This window comes from Porcipelethomonas sp. (assembly GCF_051893655.1).
GTDB lineage: Bacteria > Bacillota > Clostridia > Oscillospirales > Ruminococcaceae > Porcipelethomonas.
Genome location: NZ_JBJFHN010000052.1, coordinates 1 through 15502 on the forward strand (window position 1 = coordinate 1; position 15502 = coordinate 15502).

Below are 15502 nucleotides of genomic sequence, written 5' to 3' on the forward strand. Positions count from 1 at the left end.
CTGCTTGTAATAATCGGGATTGATTTTTCTCGCTTCCGAACGGGATTCTTTTTGCTGAGGTTTCTTTTCTTGGGCAAAATCCGAAAGTTTCGCAGTGCGGAAATAGGTGTTATGGTCATTTCTGTCACCCTCAGCAATACCGCCTTTACCGCCGTTTACAGCCATAAGCTGTACTTGATCACTGTCAAGTTTAATATCAACAGAAAACTTTGCCTGCGTACTCTGCATAATTTCAGCAAATTCAGGTTCGGAAACAGATTTGCCGACTTCCATTAGAGCGGTAAACGGCTTTTCGCTGCTGCTTGCAAGCTTCAGAATGTCATTGGCAGTTATATCATCAACTATTCTGAATCTGTTTTCGCCGAACTGTTCAAAAGAGAGAAGTCCCACTTTCTTTTCAGATTCAGGCTTTTCAATCTGCTTTTCAGCCTGTGATTTCATAAACGTCCTTGCAAACAAATCAATAAGTCCCGGATTTGCCGAATCAAGAAACAAATTCCGCTTTCGGAACTGCTGCGGAACATTTGCCAGCGTATCCCTTGAAAAATTTTTGACCTCCTGCGAAAGCCTGCCGTCCGATGTTCCATTCATTGCATTTGCCAGAACATAGGCAATTCTGTCATCAGAGAACTTTTCATGCACATCGCTGAGTGCTTGTTCGGAATTAAGTGACCAACGTGAAACATCGTAATTTTGCGAAATTGCCTGTAAAATTTCTTTTGCACACTCCTGATTTGCCTTTGCTGACTCTCTGAAAGCCTGAACAGCTGCATCATCGCAAGTGGAAAAGTCGATTTCTTTGAGAAACAGCGGAACATCAGGACGTTCTTCCTTTTTGCCGTTGTTGATGATACCGTCAATCATGCTGAGGTCATCTTCCATAGAAATTTCAGCGTTACGGAGATATTCAGCGGAATCAATCGCAATCGTTTCAATCGGCTTGTCAAAATCGAGAACTTCGCCTTTTAACATGAAGTTCGTACTTTCGATTTGTGCTTCTGTATGTGCAATGGTCTTGTCAACCGCAGGGTCGTTGATTTCGCTTAATTTCTGAGATTTTCCAAGTTTATTGATTTTTGATTCAATCGTTGAAATATTCGCCTTAACTGCTTCGATTTTCTTCCCAATTTTGTATTTTTCAGACATGGAATCGCTTTTTTCATACTGTTCAGACAGTTGTGACAGCTTATTCTTCTCAGCGTTTATATCAATGTTCAGAAGTCCTTTGGTGCTGTTACGCAAGCCATTCATCGCTTCGGTGAAAAGTTCTCTGCGGAGTGTCGGATTTGGAATCACAAACGATTTTATAAGGTTGCTGAAACTGCGGAGTTTTTGCGCTTTCAGCTGAGTAACGGCAATTCTATCATCAAGCTTAGAAACCTTATCCGTATTCTTTTTGATACTGTTTTCAAGCTTTGGAATCTGATTTTCATGAATCGACTTGATTTTATCCTCATTCGCCTTGACAATTTTCAGTGCTATTTTCGGAAGCTTACCGCTGTCGATCAACTCGTTCAGCATAGCGTTGGTTGCATCAAGCCTTGTGGCTTTTTCTTCAAGAACAGCAATTTTATTTTCGCTTCTGCTGATTTTATCCTGAACTTCCGCTTTGCGTTCCTGCAAATCATCAAGCCTGTCCATATGGCTGTCATAGCTTGCGTTGAAAATGGGGAGCAACGTTTCGCTCTTATGCTCATTTTCCTCAATTTCAGGCTGCTTCTTTACATTTTCGTTATCCTGCGTAGGCATTTACATCACCGCCAAATTTATATTGTTCATCTTGTTCGCTCCATTTCACTATTTCTAAAGAAAGTTTTTCCGTTAGTATGTTCATCTCTTATAACTTGTTTTTCATCCTTTTTCGGTTCATTCTTCAAAAGAATGTCACGTTCAAGAATTTCTTTTACATTCTCAGTGTCACTATGCCAGCAGTTGACATACGTCTGTGCAAGCATGATTTGAATGTCAGTCGGCTTGCTTTCAAGCTGTGCAACAGTTACTCCCAGAATTTCGGCAATTTCGGGGAGCAACAATCTTGCATAGTACTTACTGTCAGGTTCGGACAGAAAAAGCAGAATTTCTTCTGTATATGGCTTCATCGTTCGTTGACCATTCTTGCAAGTTCACTTTTATCCGTGCCAATTGCGAACTCGTATATGAGATTCAATTTTTCATTCTCTGAAAGCTTCATCAGGCTGTCGATTTCAATGCCCGTATTCTCCGCAATTTCATTCATGCCGAGGATAAGCGTACCTTTCCGCCACAGCCTTTCGATTTCCTCATACTGCTTGTGTGCCGAAAGTTCGTCGCTTGCTTCATATTCTTTAGTAGCATCGCAAATTTCCTCCTGCACTTCTTCGGGCATCTCACGGAGGTTATCCGTGAGAACACCGAGGATATTTGCAGCTTTTCTTAAAGTTTCAATATCCATGATTATTCCTTTCTTGTTGCCCAATTAAAGTAGGTCTTGCCGTTGAACGTATTTTCGGCTATTTTGGGAACAACAATCGTCTTTCTGCCGTTTTTAATGTAGCTTGTTTCCTTACCCGAAAGCAGGGATTTGACTTGTCCCTCAGAAAGTTCCACGCCGAAAACTTTAGTAAGATTCATACCGCACCTTGCGGAACAATACCAACCATACTTACCCTTGATGATAGGTTTGTTACATTTCGGACAGTTGCCGATACTTGCCTGATTTTCGCCGAAAGAAACCGAATTATCAACCGAACCGTATTTAGAAACCAGACCTGTCACAAAGTTATTTATCTCATTCATAAAGCTGTCAGCAGAGAGATTGCCACGTTCCACTTCAAGAAGCTTGTTTTCCCAATCTGCCGTAAGCTGTGCGGACTTGACCTCATCGGGCATCACCTTGATAAGATTTCTGCCCTTGCCGGTTGAAATGATTTTTTTACCGTCACGTTCAATGTATCCGTGCTTTACAAGGTTTTCAATGGTGTTCGCTCTTGTTGCAGGAGTACCGAGTCCCGTTTTCTCAGCATTTTCGTCAAAATCTTCTGCACCTGCGTGTTCCATAGCCGAAAGCAATGTATCTTCTGTATATGCCTTTGGCGGAATTGTGAAATGTTCGGATTTTGAAGCCTTTGCCGTAAAAGTCATGCTGTTCTCCAAATTAGGCAGGCTCTTTTCTTTAGATTTCTCAGCTTCACCGATTTTACTGTCTAAGGCTTTCCAGCCTGATTCAAGCACAGTTCTGCCTGTTGCAGTAAACTCTGTATTTTCACAAAGAAGTTTTACCTTGACAGAGCCGTACTTATATGCAGAAGCTGAAGCACAGAGCAGACGTAGTGCCACAAGCTTCAAAATATTCTGTTCACCTGTGGAAAGTAACGAAATATCACACTTCACACCGATTTCGGTTGGAATAATAGCGTGATGCCCTGTGACCTTGCTGTTATTGATAACCGCCTTCAGATTGGGATTTTCAACACGTCCGAACTCAAAATGTTCGCTGATTGAAGGAATAAGGGAATAGGCTATCTGTTCCATATCGTCAGATAAATATTGAGAATCCGTGCGGGGGTAGGTGACAAGCTTCTTCTCATAGAGTGACTGCATATAGTCAAGTGTCTGCTGTGCCGTGTAACCGAACTTCTTGTTTGCTTCACGCTGTAAAGAAGTCAGGTCAAAGAGTTTTGGAGCAGATACGCTCTTTACTTCTTTATTGATCTCAGTTACGGTTACAGTCTTGTTGTTGCAGGAAGAAACAAGATTATCCGCTTCTCTCTCATCATCAATCCTTGCACTGCTTGCCTTGAAGCCAATATCCAAATCAACCGTAAAATATTTCTGCTTGACAAAATTGGCAATCTCATCGTCACGCTTTACAATCATGGCAAGGGTAGGGGTCTGCACTCTGCCTGTGTTCAAGTGGGCATTATACCGCACGGAAAACAGTCTTGAACCGTTCATTCCGACCAACCAATCCGCTTTGGCACGACAGAAGCCTGCTTGATAGAGATTGTCGTATTCAGTGCTATTTTTTAGTTTATTGAAACCATTCCTGATTGCCGATTCTTCAAGGGAGGAAATCCACAGCCTTTTTACAGGCTTTTTGCATTTCACAAGGTTGTACACATATCGGAAAATACATTCGCCCTCACGGTCTGCATCCGTTGCACAGATTATCTCCGTCACATCGCTGTTTGTCATGAGTTCTTTCAGTGCCTTGAACTGGTCTTTGGAAGCTTCTGAAATCTTAAATTTCCACTCGTTCGGAATCATGGGAAGCTGTGCAAAACTCCACTTTGCAGCCCAATTCTCCGAATATTCATCGGGGAACTTTAATCCTACCAAATGACCAAAGCACCAGCTGACAATATAGCCGTTACCCTCCATATATCCGTTTTTCTTGAGTTTAGCACCGAGAACCTTGGCAAGTTCTCGGCTGACGGACGGCTTTTCGCCGATTACAAGAATACTCATACTGAATAATCTCCAATCTCATCGTTATCACGAAGTGCCTTGTTGTAACCCTTATCATAACCTCCGTGATAGAGAATTTTTCCTGCAATAAGAGCAGTTACTATTGCCGTTGCCACACCGAAAATCTTAAAAAACTTCTTAATGTAAACCATTCCTTTCAATTTAATACTCTACGGGATTTCCGTAGTTTATTTTTTTGATGCTCTGAATATTGTCAAAATTCAGACCATACCAGTTGTATGAACCGTAATTGCCTGAAACGGCAACGCATTCAGGCAAATAGCCGTCAGCGTAGATAAACTCCACAATACACTTGCCGTCACCACCGAACGGGTGATACACTCTGTCACCTTTGCTGTCGCAGATTTTTACGGTAAACTGCGTACCGTTTTCAAGCGTGATGAGAAATCTTTCACCGCAGTAGCCGAAGAAAGTACCCATAGCACAGCAGTAATCACCGTATTTATCACGCATAATGCCTGTATTGGTAACAGGGTCAGGAACTGCACCTTGAATTGCCGAAAAGGAAGGATCTCTTGTCAGACCGCTTGCTTTTTCATAAGCAAAACAGTTTGTCCAGCCGTCTATGTAATCAAATTCTTCGATAACTTCTACCGCTTCTGTCCTCTGAATTGTTGTTGCAAGAATATTTCCGTTTTCATCAGCAACTTCAAAGGTGTATTCTGAGTTTTCACGAAGTCCTGTTACATAGCAAAGCGTATTTGATTTGAACTCAAAATAGATATTGTCGATGTAATCATCGTAAGTATTCTGCAAGGCTGTAACCGTGTACTGCGTATTTTCATTGCCGTTCCATTCAAGCCTGATACAGGATACGGAAATGGTATCAGATGTCAGCGTGATTGAATCCGTTTTTTCGCTTGAAGCATCTGAAATAGGCAAAGTTTCTGCTTTTGTACTTGCTTTGTCCGGCTGTGGAATATTCGTTGTAGGTTCAGTTGTTATGATTTCTGTTGTTACAGGAATATCCATACTCTGTGTGTCACGGCTCAAATCGTAGTGTCCACTACCAATCAGCACAAAGAAACTTGTACCAATGGAAATCAATTTATTTGCCAGCATTGCTCTAATCGGCATAAGGTTCACCTCTGTTTATCTGCATGAGTGCCATAGTGAAAATGCCAATATTTCCGCCTATAAGAAGTCCTAATAGAAATTTATGCATTTTTGCTCTCCTTTGTTTTCCTTTTCATCATCTTTTGAAACTCCCTGTATTTACGGGTATATTCATAGGAATTCCTAAAAATATTCTGTGCAGCCGTGTATAAGTCAGGCTCAAATTTCTTTATAATTTCGAGTTCTTCGTTCACCTTTGCACTGTACGGACAGCCTACGCAGCCTGTGCGTTTCAGCCCATATTCCGTATAACACCGTGAATGCTGAACGCCATAAAAATCCTCATAGACTTTCTTGTCGCCGTCCGTGTACCAGAATACGGGACGATAGGAGTTACAGCCTTTTGACTTACTTTCGGAAAAGCACGTCTTATAGCTGGCGGAACGTATTCCTCCCTCCGCCTTGCGAACGCCGATCATTTCAAGATCTGCATCATGTTCCTTGATAAGCAGTTTTGCAGGCTTCTTTTTTGCGTACTCACAGCACTTATTTGAAATCTTAAAGTCAGGAGGATTTGCTACCATAAACTCCTTGAGCCATTTATTGCGATTTATAGAGAACCGACTCATCTGCACAACACCGTTTTCCGTAGAGTAGTAAGCGTTGCACCACCATTGGAGAGCAATTTTGCAGTTTGGATATTTTTCAAGAAGTTCAGGCAATGGCTTGTCCTCCCACTGGAAATTATGTAATTGCAGCCGCATAATCTGTTCGCTGATATATTTGGAGAGAAACGGCTGACCGTATTCCCGACAGCAAGTCGGAATCGGCTTGCAAGCCTTGATGTGTTCGATCTCGATGCCGTATTTCTTTTCGAGATAATCAAGATGTTCTTTTGTTGCACGGTATTCCAATCCCGTATCAATCCAGAAGTATTTGACTTTTCTTTCTTCATCAACATTATGAATGATATCGAGAACTATATCACTGTCACTTCCGCCGCTGATACTGCATAGCGGAGTATAAGAGCGTGAAAGTACGCTGACCGCCTTTGCATAACCATCAATTATGGCGAAATTTTTTGTATCGAGTGAAGTTTCAAAAGCCTTAGACATTTTTCAGACCTCCCAAGATATGGGCAATTACATCAACCGTCCACCCGTTGCCGATACATTTGTAACGCTGAGTGTTGCTGATTCCTGCCGTATAATCGTCGGGTAAAGTCTGCAAACGTTCAGCTTCAACAGGAGTAAGTTTGCGAACAATGTAATCACCATCGGGCAAATCAATCTTGTAAAGTCCTGTTTTAGCACCCATACCGCCGCCGTTTGCTGTCATGGTGACGGACTTGCCATGAACTGAATAAATTCGCTGTCCCTGACCGCCCTTGCCAATCTGACCAACACGGACAGGAACAGCAATTTTCTGTCTGCTTTCTTCCACCTTGTATATTAAAAAAAGATTTGAACCTGCCTGGTAGTAAGTTGCAGGAATGGTATGGGATTTGCCGTTTACTGTTGCAATAGGAATTGCCACCATAGTACGCTGTTTTCGTTCCATTGTGTTGTTAAAAGCTGCACCCTGATAACTTGCTGTCACGCAGTAGCTTTTGTCCTGCCAAGATACGCCGTTTTCGAGAATATCTTGAAGCATAATGCCTTTATCTACAGGTTGAGTGACATTCGGGATATTCGTCCAATAACAGCGCTTTCTGTTCTGTCCTGACACCAAAGAAGAATTAATGACGATCGGCTTGACATCAAGTGATTTTGAAATTTCGTCTTTGATATTCTGATGAATGGAGTAGTTATTCTCATAGAGAAAATATCTGCACTCCGATTCTTGTAAGGCTCTCACATATTCGTTGAAAAGTCGGAACCCCTCGCCGTCACAAGAAGTTTCTCTGCCTTGCTTTGCAATAGACCAATATGTACAAGGAGAACCGCCAATCAGGAGGTCATATCCTCTGAATTTTGTGAAATCGCCGTTAAATACATTGCCGTGATGATTGATTGCAGGGTAATTCTTACTGGAAATTATCACAGCGTACTTGTCAATTTCAAAAGCTTCATAGGCTTCCACGGGAATACCGGCTCTTTGCAGAGCCAACATTCCGCAGGATATTCCGTCAAACAGACTCAACACTCTCATGATTCTTCGCCCTCATCTGTTACGCTACCGTAGTCATCATCGTAATCTTCATCGAAGTCCTCAACCTTGACATTTTTCTTCTTGCCAAGCTTACCTGACTTGAGTACGAATACAGCACCGCCGACAACCGCCAATGCACCAACACCAACGAGAATCAGTGTATTGCTGTTCATAGGAGAATCCGTCTTTTTCTCTGTAGATTCCTCTGCATTTTCGGTTTCGGTAGTAGTTACTTCTGCACTGTCGGAATTATCAACCTTTATATTACCGTTAGCCGCAGCGTCCGCATACTTTTTAGCCTGTTCAGCAGGGTCTTTGTCTTCCTCGCTCTCATTTCCTGCATAGAGGAGCGAATACAAGTCAAAGTCATCAACTTTGTTTAAGAAAAACACATTGTCCTCATCACCCTCAGCGGAATAGTTGATAAGAATGTAGAACACGTCCCCGTCCTTTGTTGTCACAGCAATAAATTGCATTTCTTCGCTGTCATAGATGATTTTCTCATGCTTGATAAGTGTTGCATTGCCGTCAGTATCGTAATAATCATCAGCATAGTAGTCGTTTAACGAATCTTTATTTTCATCACCAGAATCATAATTTTGAATCTCATCAACCAGCTTCTGCATATCTTCTTCGTTAAGCTGAATATCGGTTTCTGACGAACTATCGGCAGCTTCCATATTTGCCACAGTTTCCGCTAATGTTGTTGTTTCAGTTTCCTCAGCAAATGCGGATACCGATGTACCCACGCTTGCAAGAGTTAAAGCCATTACTGAAAAAAATGCCGTAAGAGTTTTCTTAGCATTCCACATTTTTCTTATCCTCCATAAATATCTTTTGTTCATGAATCACAGAGCAGGAAGCCGTCAGCTTGGCAATTGCTTCCTGTGTGGTTATTCCGTTATCTTTTAAATATTGCTTGAAAGCTTCAAACTCCAAAGTTTCCTTTTTGGCTTTCAATTCATCAAGAAGCTTTGTATCTTCCCGAATCTTTTCTTCAAGCCTTGGAATTTTCTTGTTAAGAGCATCCAAAGCGGTTTCTTTTCGTGTCATGTCCATACTCCTTAGTACAATACCAGTCTTGGGTCTATATAGTCCCAGCCGTAGCCGTCCGTGTCAATCTCAATATGAAAGTTGACGTTCGTGTAGGTTGTTCTTGCAAACTTTTCTCCCTCTTTTATCTTGTCACCCTCAGAAAAGCCGCTTAGCAGTTCAGCGTTGGTAATCGTGACTTCGGTATCCCTGTCCGTACCGCCTGAACCGTCATACCAATACTCCACATTGTCCTTTCGTAAGGTGATTTTATTGTCATTTGTATCAACACTTTTGATTTCACAATCAAAAGGTGCATACAGAACTGCACCGTTTTCACAGTAATACTTGATGCCCTGATACAAACCGTTATTTGCAACATTCCATTTCCACATATCATAGCCAAATGCCTGTTTTACGCTGTAATTACGAATTGTATCGCCTGACAGCATATTATGAAGCGTCTGATGATTTCCGTAAAGCGTTTCCGAACCGCTTTCCTGACCTGCAAGAAGCTTGTAGTATTCCAATCTTTCGTCCTTATGGGATTGACTTTTCAGCTTATCTTCAATGACTTCATCAAAAGTTTTCTTTTGCTTTACGTTGTAATACAGATTGCACTCCGTTTTCCAGTAATATTTTTCATAATAACCGTACATACAGGCATCGTTGATGGAATCATTCCATATATGCGTATCATTAGGAGAAACCAAAAACCATGCATCATTTCCGTCCCATCCCCAGAACGAGCGGTCATACCTTGTTCCACCGTGCATAAAGAAAAATGTTCCTGTGGCATCGTCTATATAGTAGAAAGGTTCAGATGTGCCTGAATAATAACGATGGTCCATAATCATGAAACCCGTCAGAGCGTAATCATCGTTGGGATTTAGTACCCTATAATCAGAATTGATACAAACATACCCCTCACTGTCGAAATACTGACTCAGTTCAGAAGTATAGGCTATCGGTTTGAATCTGTACCTGTATGGTTGTCCGTCATAGATGTATGCCGCCTGTTCAGCACGGTAATATGTACCGCTTTCTGCACTTCCACCGCCCCAGTAGTTGTATGTGGAAAGTTCCTCCCAACGTGATTTGTTGTCATACCAGTAGACAAACTCATATTCATCGTTGAAGATTTCCACAAGCAAATCCTCTGTACTGCCGTCAAACTTCCAATATTTAATGTCACCATTGGAATCGGAATCAAAGTCATAGTAGTAGGCACACAGGAAAGACCACAGCTTATACACATCGAAATCGTAGACAGGGTCCCAATCGTATTCCAATGAACGTCCCCAATACCAATTGTCGGGCTTGTCTTTGAGGTTACGCTTGTTTGCTCCAAAATCGCTAAGTCCGTCTTTCCAATCATCTGAACTGCTAACTTTCAGTATTTTTTCGTTCATCTCATAGGCGAGTTTCGTGTAATACTTTTCCGCTTCGGACAGGTCATAATCCTGCGAAGCGTATGTACCGAGTACGAATCCTGAACTACCTAAAATGCCTGAAAAAATCATAAGAATGAAAGCAAGCACCAAAGCGATAATCAGAATAGGAGCAAGGCAAACAAGCAGAACCCGTCTTGCTTCTGCATTAAAGACGTTCTTAACGAATTTAAAAACTTCTTTGAAAGCATTTTTCAGCCTGTCGCCGAAAGATTGCCTTGTCTGTCTTTTCGGATTTTTTCTGCGTTTTACCTGTTCGCCCCTGCTTTTCAGCTTGTCCTCACGCTTTTGCAATCGCTGATAAGTAGTACCTTGCTTCTTTACAAGACGGTCTTTTTTCTTTTGATTCTGCTCTTTCAGGCGATATGGCTGCATTTTAGAAACCGCATTGTCCACGCCGTGATGCTTTGCAAATTCCACTACAGAGAGAAAATCGTTGTTTTCATCGACGTTGACTGCTTTCTGCCAACTACTTGCTGCAAGCCTTTTGCCTGTGTAGCTTGCAGGCTTCAACACGAGAGGTGCAGGACGTGACAAATCAGCTATTCTCCACTGTTTACGGAGTGTTTTTTTCTGAAAATTTTTTTCTTTTTTCAGTTTCTTTGATACGGTCTTGAATTTTTTGGATTCAATTTTGTACTGCTTTTTACGTTTTTTGTAAAGCTGCGTATTTACCTTGACGGCGAACTTATCTAAGGATTTCTTTTTCTTGAAACGCCTGAATATTTTCTTGCGTTCCTTGAATTTCTTCTTGATCGCTTTAAGTTCCTTGCGTGATTTCGCAAATTTCGGCTTGTACTGTTCGCCCTTGAAAAGTTTGTATTCCGCCTTTTTAACCTTATACCGTGCCTTTTCAAGCTTAAACTGTTTTTTTTGCTTGAAGTGTCTGCGAGTACCTGTAACAACGTCATTTGCGACTGTAAGAGAAGCGATAGTACCACGATGATAATCGTCAAGGGCTTCCTGTTGATACTTCTGTTTTAACTTATATCTGACATTTCGTTCTGCTGCCTGACTTGTTTTTATTACAGCAGTTTCCGCACCAAGAGCCGTACCCTCAGCTATATGAAGTGCAGTATGAGTAGTTTTATTAACAAGCTGTGCAGACCTCTTGAAAGTCTTTCCGACAAAAGTTTTCGGCTTTAAGCTATCAAGACTTTTTGTGATTGATGGTTTATCACCTGTAACTCTCGTTTTGAGATTCACAGCTCTGTGAATCAGACCGCGACCTGTATATCGGCTGCTTCGTTCACCTCGTCCCAGATATGCGGTAGTTCTGAATTTGCCATTCCTGTGCTGTTCTCGGACAAACTGAATCTGAAACTGTTTCTGCGATTTGCTGTATTTTCTGAGTTTCTTTTCAGCCTTTGCAAGCTGATGATGCGTTCTCTCTAAATTCGCCATAGAGATTCACCCTATTTCAATTGCTGTTCCAATGGTTTTGTGGTAAGCAGACCGTACATCACGGTATCGGTCGGGAAATTATCCGTAAACGGCAAGATGATTTTGTCATAGCGGATAAGACCTTCGCCGGGTCCGCTGTTTGTGACATACTCCATTTGCTGAGGACTGATATGCAGCTTTTCCGCAAGAATATCACGGTCGCCGGCAGCCTGATTGAGCATATACACGAAATCCGAGTTATCAAAGATGTTCTCAACTTCCTGAGATGCAAGCAAGTCCTTTACGTTTTGTGTAATGCCTGTCGGAACTCCGCCCCATTTTCTGAATCGCTTCCAGATTTCAGCGGAATATTTTGCCGTCTGTTCTTCCTTTAGCAAAAGATGAAATTCGTCAATGTAGTAGCGAGTAACCTTTCTTTCGGCTCTATTCAGAGTAACTCTGTTCCATACAGTATCCTGAACGATAAGCATACCAACCTTTTTCAGCTGATTGCTGAGTTCTTTGATGTCAAAGCAGATGATTCTGTTATTGAGGTCAATATTTGTCCTGTGATTGAAAAGGTTCTGCGAGCCGTTGACATACATTTCAAGGGAGTTTGTCACACGCAGTGCAATTTCGCCCTCATCTGCAAGAGCCTTATGCAAGTCTGAAAGAATCGGCATTTTCTCTCTTGACGGCTTATTCTTAAAGAAATCCATATAAATTCTGCGAACGCAGCGGTCGATAATCGAACGTTCTTCAGCAGTCAAACCATATTTGCCGCCAACGATAACTTCACAAAGAGAAATAATAAAGTCGGATTTAGTTGAAATCGGGTTATCGTCCATATTGCTCTCAAAGTTAATATCCATTGGATTGATGAACTGCTCAGAGTTGCTTGCAATTCTGATAAGCTGACCGTGCAGATGCTGAACCAGAGGAAAATATTCGCCCTCTGGGTCGCAGATGATAATGTCATCGGTTGTTTTTAGAAAGCTGTCGAGAATTTCACGCTTGACTGAGAATGACTTACCGCTTCCGGGAGTACCGAGAATAAGACCATTTGGATTCTTTAATCTGCTTCTGTTTGCCATAATCATGTTGCCTGAAACTGTGTTCAAACCGTAATATGTACCGCCGGTCTGAAAAAGTTCCTGTGTAGTAAATGGCACAAAAATTGCAATTCCCGATGTGTGCATCTCACGGGACACCTGAATCTTGTTCACACCAAGTGGCAGAGAAGAAGAAAGATAATCTTCTTGTAAATATTCACACGGCATAAGAGTGCAGTTGTTCTTCTGACAGATACGCTTTAAGAGTTCAAGCTGCAACCCTAAATCTTTCTTATTCCTTGCATAATTTCTGATCGTAATCGAAATATGGAATAATCTCTCGTTCTTGCTGTTGAGGTCATCGAGAAGCTTTTCCAAATCCGTGATATACATTTTGATTGCAGGAGGAAGAATGTCAGGGTCATAACCTGCCTTTGAAGCTTTCTTCTGTTCGTCAATCTTCATGGACTCTACAGCTGTCAGCTTTGTTTTTACAAATTTGAGTGCCGTAATTTGGTCAAGAGGTGTAATGTGAAGATTTACACAAAAAAGGTGCTGTAATTCGAGAAAATCGGAAAGAATAGTATCAGGCAGTTCGCCTGCAAGAATACTCATTCCGTTGATTGCACCATAAGCATTGTTGATTTCAAAATTCTGTTTGTTAAATTTCAAGCTTGACGGAGCGATAAAGTCCTTGGTATCCCAACCGGCTTTCAGCATTTCATTCCAGTTAAAAACGAACGGTTCGTTTTTGAAAGGATTCAAGCTGTAATAAAGAGTTTCAAGACGTTCCTTGCCACTTAACGCCTTTGCTTCCACTCCGAATCCCTTGAACATCTTGATGACTTCTGTCTGAATATTCAGAAGTTTTGGCTTTGCCTGTTTATATGAACCTGCTTCAATGGTGAAAGTCAGGAATTTTCTGCTTGATTGTCCGTTCTTTCCCGATAACAGTTTTGAAGTCAGCATATCGGAGTATTCGGCACGAATATCATTGAAATCGTCCTCCTGCGTAGGAATCTGAATTTCCTTGACAAGTCCGTCCTGACTTCTGTTCTGGTTTTCAAATGTCAGCTGAAATGTGATCGTGTTATCGAAAAAGTTAATCAAATCGCAGTATTTTGAGAAAATCCCATTCTGTTCCTCAAATTCAGCAAGCTGATAATTGGTATCAAAGAACTGAATTGTCTTTGAAAATCTATGTGCATCAATCTGGCAAACACCGTCCTTGAACATCTGCGTGTAACCAATTGTATTTTGAGTTGACGAAATATCGTTTTTATATTTCTTGATTTCATTCATACGGGCGAGAATTATCGCCTTGTCATTCTTGTCAATCTCAGAAATCGGCTTCTTGGTAGCTGCTTCCGCCCCCGACTTGTAATCTGTTTTCTTCTTGTTTTTCAAGCCTACTTGCTCCTTTCTATCTTGTTTAAAAGCTTTTTCAGCTTGTTATATTCAATCTGTCTTTCAATACATTCGTATAGGTTGACAGTTCTGTAGGTTCGTTTTCTTGGTCGCTTGAAATAGCGGAACATATTCTTGATAGTCTGCTCAAAGAAGATTCCGTTTTTCTTATAAAGTCCGCAGATAAGTGCAGGTGCAGCCACTACACCCATTGCAAAAATTGCTCCCGAAACACCGAGTGTATTTCGGGTCAGAAAGAAAAGCGGAATGCCGATAACTCCGCCGATTCCAAACGAAACCACCTGTCTTTTGGTTAATCCAAACATGAACTTTTGCTTGATATCGTTCAAGTCCTTTGGTACTTGTACATAATGTGCCATTTGTTTTCCTCCTCAAACTCAGTGTGCGCTAAACACAGATTTAGAGATAGCACCTGTACGCAATACTGTGAATATCAGTGCAACTGTGTATCCCAGAAGCATTGCCATTTGCAGGATAATGCCGTCCGCACTGCTGTTGAGCGAAACAATCGCATTGGAAAATAGCGTTTTGAAAATACCGAGTGCAATGATAATGAAAAATCCCTGAAATGACAGGGCAAGAAGCTGTTTTACCCAGTTTTTGCCGATGCCTGACCATTCGCCGCTGTCAAGCATTGTTGCCATAGGGATTGGTGCAACGCCTAAATACATAAATACCTCGATGATACGGGAAGCAAGGGCAATTACAATGGCGACCATCATAATCATCACTCCCAAGTGAACAATCAGAGAGATAAACCACACTGTTATCAGCTCTCCGAGTCCAAGACTATTCAGAGCCGATTTTTTGAGTGCCAAGTCGGCTGACAGGAAATCTCCTGAACCAAACAGCGTTGTAATACCATTTGCACAAGCATCCGTTCCGAACGAAAATAGGGCTGATGCAATGTAAAACACGTTTGATACCAAAATGACACCGCATAAGGCTTTGATGATCCATTTAATAAAGATAGAATCATCAAAGTCCTTAAAGTTATTTCCTCGTATCACGGTTTGTATCAGGTCATTCAGAAGAATAATTGTCAGAATAAATCCTCCGATTGGCACAACTACGTTATTACAGAGCGTTTCAATCGTTGTCCATATTGCTGTTCCTCCGCTTGAAGAACCTGAAAAACTTGCAGGATGACCTGTCAGAAAATTAGAGATAAGACCGCCGTCCTCTGTAGTCTTATTGAAAGTTTCAGTAAGTAAGTCTGAAATGCTGTCAAACTGCGATTTTATGCCGTCTTTGAATAGGTTTTCGCACCATTCCTGCAAGCTGTCGATTGCATCACTGATGACACCCATAATCTCACCGTCCTTTCTTTACAGTAACCCACATACCGCCCGCCACGTCACTGTAAGTAATTCGGGCGGATTATACCGCACCGTTCATCATATTCTGAAGAACAGGTACAAGTACGATTGCAAGAAGAATCAGTCCAAGACCAGACATAAGCTGTTTCATGCCTTGTGACTT

Annotated in this window: 16 protein-coding genes; all 16 read right to left on the reverse strand. The window is 41.6% G+C overall.

Going from position 1 to position 15502, the window contains the following annotated elements; all coding sequences use genetic code 11:
- On the reverse strand, positions 1-1749 hold a 1749-nt coding region (locus ACI4WO_RS03010; RefSeq protein WP_439806080.1), incomplete at its 3' end, for a DUF3849 domain-containing protein.
- A gap of 26 nt (positions 1750-1775) precedes the next feature.
- Complete coding sequence (locus tag ACI4WO_RS03015) at positions 1776-2099, reverse strand: hypothetical protein (protein WP_439806081.1); 324 nt, start codon at positions 2097-2099, stop codon at positions 1776-1778.
- On the reverse strand, positions 2096-2431 hold the full coding sequence (locus tag ACI4WO_RS03020; protein WP_439806082.1) for a hypothetical protein: 336 nt from the start codon (positions 2429-2431) through the stop codon (positions 2096-2098). The genes ACI4WO_RS03015 and ACI4WO_RS03020 overlap by 4 nt, the downstream gene beginning before the upstream one ends.
- A 2-nt stretch (positions 2432-2433) precedes the next feature.
- A complete protein-coding gene (locus ACI4WO_RS03025) occupies positions 2434-4446 on the reverse strand; it encodes a DNA topoisomerase 3 (RefSeq protein ID WP_439806083.1) in 2013 nt (670 codons plus the stop codon).
- Positions 4443-4607, reverse strand: a complete 165-nt coding sequence (locus tag ACI4WO_RS03030; RefSeq protein WP_439806084.1) for a hypothetical protein — start codon at positions 4605-4607, stop codon at positions 4443-4445. Before ACI4WO_RS03030 ends, ACI4WO_RS03025 begins: the two co-directional genes overlap by 4 nt.
- Before the next feature lies 1 nt (position 4608).
- Complete coding sequence (locus tag ACI4WO_RS03035) at positions 4609-5544, reverse strand: fibronectin type III domain-containing protein (protein ID WP_439806085.1); 936 nt, start codon at positions 5542-5544, stop codon at positions 4609-4611.
- Positions 5534-5632, reverse strand: a complete 99-nt coding sequence (locus ACI4WO_RS03040; protein ID WP_439806086.1) for a DUF3789 domain-containing protein — start codon at positions 5630-5632, stop codon at positions 5534-5536. Before ACI4WO_RS03040 ends, ACI4WO_RS03035 begins: the two co-directional genes overlap by 11 nt.
- A complete protein-coding gene (locus tag ACI4WO_RS03045) occupies positions 5625-6638 on the reverse strand; it encodes a phosphoadenosine phosphosulfate reductase domain-containing protein (protein ID WP_439806087.1) in 1014 nt (337 codons plus the stop codon). Before ACI4WO_RS03045 ends, ACI4WO_RS03040 begins: the two co-directional genes overlap by 8 nt.
- Positions 6631-7674 (reverse strand): DNA cytosine methyltransferase, encoded by a 1044-nt coding sequence (locus tag ACI4WO_RS03050; RefSeq protein WP_439806088.1) that lies wholly within the window; start codon positions 7672-7674, stop codon positions 6631-6633. Before ACI4WO_RS03050 ends, ACI4WO_RS03045 begins: the two co-directional genes overlap by 8 nt.
- Positions 7671-8486, reverse strand: a complete 816-nt coding sequence (locus tag ACI4WO_RS03055; protein WP_439806089.1) for a CD1107 family mobile element protein — start codon at positions 8484-8486, stop codon at positions 7671-7673. The genes ACI4WO_RS03050 and ACI4WO_RS03055 overlap by 4 nt, the downstream gene beginning before the upstream one ends.
- Positions 8473-8727, reverse strand: coding sequence for a hypothetical protein (locus ACI4WO_RS03060; RefSeq protein ID WP_439806090.1), 255 nt, complete (start codon positions 8725-8727; stop codon positions 8473-8475). Before ACI4WO_RS03060 ends, ACI4WO_RS03055 begins: the two co-directional genes overlap by 14 nt.
- 11 nt (positions 8728-8738) lie before the next feature.
- Positions 8739-11561, reverse strand: coding sequence for a hypothetical protein (locus ACI4WO_RS03065; RefSeq protein ID WP_439806091.1), 2823 nt, complete (start codon positions 11559-11561; stop codon positions 8739-8741).
- A gap of 11 nt (positions 11562-11572) precedes the next feature.
- A complete protein-coding gene (locus tag ACI4WO_RS03070; protein WP_439806092.1) occupies positions 11573-13999 on the reverse strand; it encodes a VirB4-like conjugal transfer ATPase, CD1110 family in 2427 nt (808 codons plus the stop codon).
- 2 nt (positions 14000-14001) lie between these two features.
- Positions 14002-14379 (reverse strand): PrgI family protein, encoded by a 378-nt coding sequence (locus tag ACI4WO_RS03075; protein WP_439806093.1) that lies wholly within the window; start codon positions 14377-14379, stop codon positions 14002-14004.
- Positions 14380-14397: 18 nt separating this feature from the next.
- Positions 14398-15330: a VirB6/TrbL-like conjugal transfer protein, CD1112 family gene (locus ACI4WO_RS03080; protein WP_439806094.1), complete on the reverse strand. Its 933-nt coding sequence runs from the start codon at positions 15328-15330 to the stop codon at positions 14398-14400.
- A 70-nt stretch (positions 15331-15400) separates the two neighbouring features.
- Positions 15401-15490, reverse strand: coding sequence for a hypothetical protein (locus tag ACI4WO_RS03085; RefSeq protein ID WP_439806095.1), 90 nt, complete (start codon positions 15488-15490; stop codon positions 15401-15403).
- Between the last annotated feature and the right edge of the window lie 12 nt (positions 15491-15502).